Source organism: Cohnella sp. OV330, assembly GCF_900112065.1.
Lineage (GTDB): Bacteria > Bacillota > Bacilli > Paenibacillales > Paenibacillaceae > Cohnella.
Map to the genome: position 1 here is coordinate 64,313 of NZ_FOKE01000020.1, position 6,834 is coordinate 71,146.

Annotated in this window: 7 protein-coding genes and 1 tRNA gene; 3 read left to right on the forward strand and 5 right to left on the reverse strand. The window is 60.4% G+C overall.

Annotated elements, in window-relative coordinates; all coding sequences use genetic code 11:
* Nucleotides 1-5 precede the first annotated feature (5 nt).
* Nucleotides 6-893 carry an aldose epimerase family protein gene (locus BM235_RS30765; RefSeq protein WP_090118083.1) on the reverse strand — a complete coding sequence of 296 codons (888 nt, stop codon included), beginning with the start codon at nucleotides 891-893 and terminating at the stop codon, nucleotides 6-8.
* 415 nt (nucleotides 894-1,308) lie between these two features.
* On the opposite strand from BM235_RS30765, the gene BM235_RS30770 reads away from it, so the two are divergent.
* Nucleotides 1,309-2,334, forward strand: coding sequence for a phosphodiester glycosidase family protein (locus tag BM235_RS30770; protein ID WP_090118084.1), 1,026 nt, complete (start codon nucleotides 1,309-1,311; stop codon nucleotides 2,332-2,334).
* A gap of 209 nt (nucleotides 2,335-2,543) precedes the next feature.
* On the opposite strand, the gene BM235_RS30775 is transcribed toward BM235_RS30770, so the two are convergent.
* On the reverse strand, nucleotides 2,544-3,152 hold the full coding sequence (locus BM235_RS30775) for a DUF3298 and DUF4163 domain-containing protein (RefSeq protein WP_090118085.1): 609 nt from the start codon (nucleotides 3,150-3,152) through the stop codon (nucleotides 2,544-2,546).
* A gap of 122 nt (nucleotides 3,153-3,274) precedes the next feature.
* Nucleotides 3,275-4,285, reverse strand: a complete 1,011-nt coding sequence (locus tag BM235_RS30780) for an SPL family radical SAM protein (protein WP_090118086.1) — start codon at nucleotides 4,283-4,285, stop codon at nucleotides 3,275-3,277.
* Nucleotides 4,286-4,614: 329 nt separating this feature from the next.
* Between BM235_RS30780 and BM235_RS32800 the strand changes: the two genes are divergently transcribed.
* A complete protein-coding gene (locus BM235_RS32800; protein WP_255374680.1) occupies nucleotides 4,615-4,740 on the forward strand; it encodes a hypothetical protein in 126 nt (41 codons plus the stop codon).
* Here BM235_RS32800 and BM235_RS30790 read toward each other — a convergent pair.
* Both BM235_RS30790 and BM235_RS30795 read right to left on the reverse strand, forming a co-directional pair.
* Nucleotides 4,737-5,867, reverse strand: coding sequence for an AbrB family transcriptional regulator (locus BM235_RS30790; RefSeq protein WP_090118088.1), 1,131 nt, complete (start codon nucleotides 5,865-5,867; stop codon nucleotides 4,737-4,739). The genes BM235_RS32800 and BM235_RS30790 overlap by 4 nt on opposite strands.
* Before the next feature lie 54 nt (nucleotides 5,868-5,921).
* Nucleotides 5,922-6,581, reverse strand: a complete 660-nt coding sequence (locus BM235_RS30795) for a response regulator (protein ID WP_090118089.1) — start codon at nucleotides 6,579-6,581, stop codon at nucleotides 5,922-5,924.
* A gap of 130 nt (nucleotides 6,582-6,711) precedes the next feature.
* Here BM235_RS30795 and BM235_RS30800 point away from each other — a divergent pair.
* Nucleotides 6,712-6,787: transfer RNA gene (locus BM235_RS30800), tRNA-Thr, on the forward strand.
* The last annotated feature ends 47 nt before the right edge of the window (nucleotides 6,788-6,834 follow it).

Genomic DNA, 6,834 nt, shown 5'->3' on the forward strand with positions numbered 1-6,834 from the left:
GATGATCAGGCTTCGGTCTCGATCGTGAAGTCGGCGTCCAGGCTGTCGCCGGGCGGCACGAGGATGAGGCCTTCTTTGCGGTTCAACGCCTCGTTCAACGCGGTCCAAGGCTCGACGCAGACGAAGGGCTTGCCTTCGACGGACCAGAGCACGACCACGCCGAATACGTCGCTGTAGCTCAGCTTGATCTTGCGGCCGGACGGCGACGGAAAGGAGATCTCGGGCGTCTTCGGATCGAGGAGCGCGACCGATTCGACCAGGCTGCCGAGGTCGAACGTACCTTCGAATGGCTTGACTTGACCGTCGTTGTAGTCGAGCACCTTGGTTGCATCGGATATGTAGGTGAGCTGCTTGTCAGCCGATATAAAATAAGGATGGAACCCGGCCTGTACCGGCATGTCCCGCTCGGACAGGTTGTTGTAGGACTGCTCGATGTAGAGCTTGCCCGCCTTAAGACGATAAGTGAAATGAAGTTCGAACTCGAAAGGATACGATGCGAGCGTCTCCTCGTTGCTGTGAAGCTCGAGCGTCAGCGCGGCTTCGTCTTCGTCCGCGTACGCATTCACGACTTCCCAGGCGGCCGTGCGGGCAACCCCGTGGTTTCGCATGCGGTAGGTTTGTCCTTCCCACTCGTAGGCTCCGCCTTGAAGCTGGCCGCAGATGGGGAACAGCACGGGAATCCCGCCCCGAATGTTCGCAGCCGGGTCAATGAAGGTGTCTCGGTCGAGATAGAGCAGCTCCTCGCCGTTCAGGCGGCAGCCGAGGACGATGCCCCCGCGCTGCGGGCATACGGTCACTTTGGAATCCGTCGCGCTGTCGGTCAGTTCGTAGACGACATATGTATCGGTACGGTTTGTTATTCCGTAGGCTTTCGTTTTCGTGTTCTCGCTCATTGAGCAGGCCTCCGATCCGATGTGCCGCAGTGGTCCTGCATGGCGGCTTTCGGTCCATTATAACAAGTTCGTTCGCCTTATGGTAACCGAATATGACGGCAAATGCGAAGGTTGAACGACAATTTAAGCTGTCATTTCCTGGGCAATGATGTCGGATGCCGGCGGGAGGGTCATGCTGCATACCCAATTTGACGGGAAATGCAACTCTCTGCGCTGACAAATCGTCTAATTCGTTAGTTTTGACAACAGACAGGAGCGTGTCATCATTCCCAATCCTCATTTGTCGTCACCCGAAGGTGCCCCTGGCGGGCGAACTCGGGCGGAGGTTTATGCCAACAAGTCTGCGCGGGCGGCTTCAGGCCAGCGCCGCAAGAAAAATAAAGCCTGGCGGCGTTTCGTCGCGTTTTTTTGGACGATGGTCATTCTCGCGCTGGCGTTTGCCGTTTGGTTTTTCGTGACGCCTTCGGGCACTTCGGTTCGCTACCGACTGGCGGATGCGATCATCACGACGCAGCATCGCGATTACGCGAAGTACCTGATCGGCAAAGAAGGGCTCGAAGCCCGGGTGGCCGCTTATGCCGAGCAGTTTAAAGACATGGGGGAAGAAAAGGATACCCATGAGATCGCGCTTCCCGCGGACGCGCCGCACGAAGACGAGACGACGGCTTCGGAGCCGCTCACGTCGATCGAAGAAGTGGACGGCAAGGGCTATCACGGCTACTTGCTGACCGTATCGGATCCGACCAAGATTCGGCTCGTCGTGCCGGAGAAGGCGGGCAAAGGCGAGAAGGTGCCGAGCATGGTCAAGCGGACCGGCGCGATCGCGGGCGTCAATGCCGGCGGCTTCGCGGATCCGAACTGGCAGGGCAACGGCTTCCAGCCGATCGGCCTCGTCATCACGCAGGGCAAGATCTATTACAACGGGCTCGGCAAGAACAGCAGCACGCAGATCGTAGGGCTCGACAACAACGGCAAAATGATCGCAGGGCATTATTCGATCAAAGAATTGATGGATCTCGGCATCTCCGAAGCGGTGAGCTTCGAGCCGCGTATCATCGTCAACGGCAAAGGGCTGATCAAAAACCACGCGAACGGCTGGGGGATCGCGCCGCGGACGGTCATGGGCCAGCGGGCGGACGGCAAGATTCTGTTCCTCATCATCGACGGCAGGCAGATCGGCTACAGCATCGGCGCGGACTTGTACGATTGCCAGCAGATCATGCTGGAGCACGGGGCGGTCATCGCGGCCAACCTCGACGGCGGCTCGTCCACCGTGCTGGTCAAGGAAGGCGGCGAGCTCGTGAATAAGCCGTCGTCCAAGGGCGAAGGCGGGCGTTACTTGCCGACGGCGTTCCTGGTATTCAACGACCCGGCGTCGGTAGACGTGCCGAACGTCTGGGCGGGGCTGACGTCGAAGGACATCGATCCGAGCAAATGGTAAAAGCGATGGCGCGTTGAAGCCTCGTGAAGTTTGGGCCGGCTTGAGCGTGGTAAAGGATGGCCGGAAAAAACATGGTCGGAAAAGCACGGCCGGAAAAAGCAGGACCTCAAAAGCATGGCCGGAAAAAGCATAAAGGAAGGCTGCCGAACCGCATTCCGCGGCGAAGGCGGCCTTCCTTTTTTCGCGGTCGGATGTCGTGCCGGCCGGCCTCAATACATCATCGCGCCGAGCGGTCCGTCCTCGTCGATGATGTCCTGAATGGCGTATACGGAAATCGGGAAGTAGGGAAAACCCCACGCGTAAGGGACCAGATCGTAGAGCTGGAAGTAAATGACGAGCGCTTTGTCCGCGATGTAGTAATCCTGGTCCGGCGCGATGCCGGGATAGGAGGACAGCAACGGGAGCTTCCGCGCCTTGATCTGGGCCTCGATGAGCGCATTGAGCTTCTTTTCGTAATCGGCGCCCTTCTTAAACAGGTCGTTAAGCTTGTAAGAGCGGCCCGTGTCCGCGTCGAAGGTCAGCGACTTCTGGATCGTATTGCCGTGCGCGCCGCCTGTGAACACATAGTTAAGCAGGGACAGGCTAAGAACGCCGCGCTGGTTCGTCTTCACCTCGAACGTGCCGTCCATCTCCTGCACGTCGGGGGATGGATAGCCTTGGATCGACATCAGCGACGCCTCTTCGCGCTTGATCGCTTCGTTCATGGTCTTGCGGGCCTCCTCGCCCGTGCCGCCCGTGATGACGGGCGTACTGAGCTTTAGCGGAGGCTTCTCGGTCCGCTCGATCGAGATCGGGAGCATCAAGGTCTGTACGTTCATTTTCATTCCCCTTTGGCTGCGCTAGGCGATTGTCATCACAGCTTATGCGCGGGGGGAGAAGGGGGTGCCGGGCATAGATGTACGAGGGGGCGGCGGATATTGAAGAAGTGCGGCGGATGTCGTTAGAAAAGCGCCAACTGCACGGGCTGGCACGGCGAAGCGCCGGCGTCGCTTGAAAACGGCGATTCGACCGTCGGGCTGGTGGGCGAAGCAGCATGAGCGCTGGCAGGTGCTGAACCCAAGGCATAAGCGGCATCGCCCTTCGGTATCTCCATGGCGCCGATCTCGGAAAGCCCATAGCGCTTCATCTGCGCTGCGATTCGGGCGTAGACCGGCCGGCGGTAGCTGTCCGGGAGTCGCGCAGAATGCCAGTAAAGCTTGCCGTAGGCTTCGGCGAGTTCGGGGTAGGCTGCACGCAGCACCGAGAAAAACCAGCTCTTGACCTCCGGCGTCGACAACCGAAGGAACGACGACATCATGTGGCGAATGCCGGCGTTCGCGAGCGCTTCGACGAGCGCCTCGGTGTCGGCTTCGCCGTCGGTGAGCAGCGGCAGGATCGGCGCGGCGAAGGCATGCACGCGAATGCCGGCCTCGGTCAGCGTGCGCGCGCATTCGAGCCGCCGCGCGGGCGAAGGCGTCGATGGCTCGAACGTCCGCCAGATCCGGGCGTCCAGCGTATGGAGGCTAATATTCACCGAGGCGCCAGGCAGCGAGCGCAGCAGGTCGAGATCCCGCAGCACGAGCGGCGAGCGGGTGGTGATGCTGACGCCTACTCCGAATTCGGCGAGCGTCTCCAGGCAGCCGCGCGTCAGCTTGGCCTTGGCCTCGAGCTGCTGGTACGGGTCCGTCGCGGTGCCGATCGCCACGTGCGAAGGGAGCTTGCCCCGCGCGCGCATGCGCTGCAGCTGGGCGCGCAATATGGCCGGCGCATCGTCCTTATAGAAAATTCGATGCTGAAACGTGTCGTCAGCTGCCTCGCCCAGATATGCGTGCGTGCTGCGTGCATAGCAGAAGCTGCATCCGTGCTGGCAGCCCCGGTACGGATTAATGGACCAGTCGAAGGGCATCGACGATGCGTTTACTGCGTTCAGGATCGTCTTGGCCCGCATAGGCAAATATTGAGTCGGATTCATCCTGGGGACCTCCTCCGAAGAAGTGTAAAATAAAAGGGAACATTTGTTCTGTTTTATTAGCATATCAAACTTCAGGAGTGGAGTAAAGGCGGGATGGTTTCCAGCCGGAGATTGCGGGAGCGGGGGAGGGAGGTAGGGTGCTGTCGCGGAGCAGCACATCCGACAGGAGCGGATCGGCCGGCGGCAAAGTGCTTTCGATGGAAAGCGCATTTGGCCGGATCGGACCGATGAATCGCAAAGTACTGTCGAGGGATAGCACATCCCGCCGGAGAGGGCTGGCGAGACGCCAAGTGTTGCCGTGGGAAAGCACATCCAGCCGGAGTGAGCTGGTGAGACGCAAAGTGCTGCCGTGGAAAAGCACATATGGCCCGATCGGATCGATGGATCGGACGGAGCGGGAGCCGGAAAAGCGGGTGCTGTCGCCGGACAGTACCAAGTTGGCGTCGTTGCTTTAAGACGCCTCTTTTTCTGGCTCCTCGCCCGCCACGCGCCGGGAGGCAAGGCGGATGATCCATCTTAGCAGCGGCGGCACGGCGAAGAAGATGAAGAAGGTTCGGAACAGCTGGTACCCCGCCACGGTCGACAGGTCTGCGCCGATCTCGTGAGCGACCAAGCCCATCTGATCCATGCCGCCGGGCGCAAGGCTGAGCAAGGCCGTAGGCAGCGACAGCGGATGAATCTTGGTCAGCAGGAAGCTTAAGCCGATCGCGCAGACGAGCAAACCGATGCCGCTTAACGCCGCGAGCGAGAGGGTACGCAGCTTGCGTTCGAGCTGGGCGGGCTTTAACAGCAAGCCGACGTAGGTCCCGATGGCAAGCTGCGCCGCATCGATGATCGGCGCCGGCAGCGCCGGGCCGTGCAGGCCGGACGCTTGGAGCAGTGCCGCACCGAGCGCGGGAGCGAGCAAGAAAGCCGTGGGGAAGCGGATTTTATTGCCCAAAATCGCAAATAGCGTGCACGCGACAGCGTAAATCGGAAGCGCCGGCCAGAGCCCGGCCCAGTCGGCGTGCCCCGTCGAAGTGGCGGCCGCCTTCACGGCTTCGCCGACATGATACCCGAATATAGGGCTAAAGATTAGCAGCGGAATGCAGATCACGATCAGCATCAGACGTACGACCTGGATGATCGTGACGACGGTCAGGTTGACGCCTTTCGTTTCCTCCGCCAAAATGAGAACCTGCGTCAGTCCGCCCGGTATGCTACCCATCAGCGCGGTGAGATAGGGGATGCCGCCCAGCTTGGCGACGACGGCGGCGAGCGTCGCGCACAGCAGGAGCAGCAGCGCGGTCATCAATAGCATCGTAGGCAGCTGCGCGCCCATCTCCCGCAGCGCGGCGCCGGTGAGCGACAGGCCGATCGTATAGCCGACGGCGATCATGCCCGCGTTACGCACGGGGCTCGGCCAGTGATACTTGCCTTTCCATATCGAAGAACCGATCAATACGCCGATCATCGGACCGAGTAACCAAGGCAGCGGCCACCCTAACAGATGCATCAGGGTACCGCCCGCAAGCGCGGTGATCAGCGCGACGAGCCCCCGAGCCGAGCGGCAGGGGGCAAAACTTGGAACATTCGCGTTCATGATGTTGGATGTCCTTTCTTGAACGAATGCGGGGCTGCCGCAGCGCGATTGCGCTCAGCCGCCCGCCATCTCCTTCAGCCAAATGACCGCCTGCGTGCGATCGTTCGTCCCGATTTTGTCGTAGATGGTACTTACGTAATTTTTAACGGTGCCTTCGCTCATGAACAGCTGGCCGGCGATCTCCCTGTTCGTTCGGCCCTCGACCATCAGCGCGATGATGCTGAGCTCGCGGTCCGTGAACTTAAGGCCGTCGGTCCGGCCGCGCGCGCGCAAGCCCGTCGGCTTGCCTGCATGCGGAGAGGCGAGGCGGGCAGCCAGCTTGGCCGCGATGCCGGCGGGCAGCATCATCTCGCCGCGGGCGGCGTCCCGGATCGCCTGAAGCAGCTTGTCGCTCTGGATGTCCTTGAGCAGAAACCCGACGGCGCCGCTCGCGAGCGCTTCGATAATATAATCGTCCTCGTCGAACGTGGTCAGCATGAGCACTCTGACGCCAGGGGCGTCCTGCCGGAGCTTTTTGACCGCCTCGATGCCGTTCATCACGGGCATGCGGATGTCCATGAGCACCAAGTCCGGCTTGTGCCGAATCGCGAGCGCGCACGCATCCTCCCCGTTCTCGGCGGTCCCGACGACCTCCATGTCGTCTTCGAGCTGTATTATCGTCTGCAGACCGTCCCGCATAAGCGTCTGGTCGTCGGCGATCAGAATCCTATACACCCGCGTTCACTCCTTTGGCCTCATTATAAGGCACTTTCCGTCCTTATCGAACCCCCATGAAGGAATATCAAAAAAAAATGAAAAAAGGCTTGACTCTGGGGGGCGAATTCGGTATTCTGTAAAAGTGTTCGCTGATGTAGCTCAGCTGGTAGAGCAACGCATTCGTAATGCGTAGGTCGGGGGTTCGAATCCCTTCATCAGCACCATAAACAATCCAGTAACGGCGCGGCTTCCCGGGATTCGGGGCCGCGCC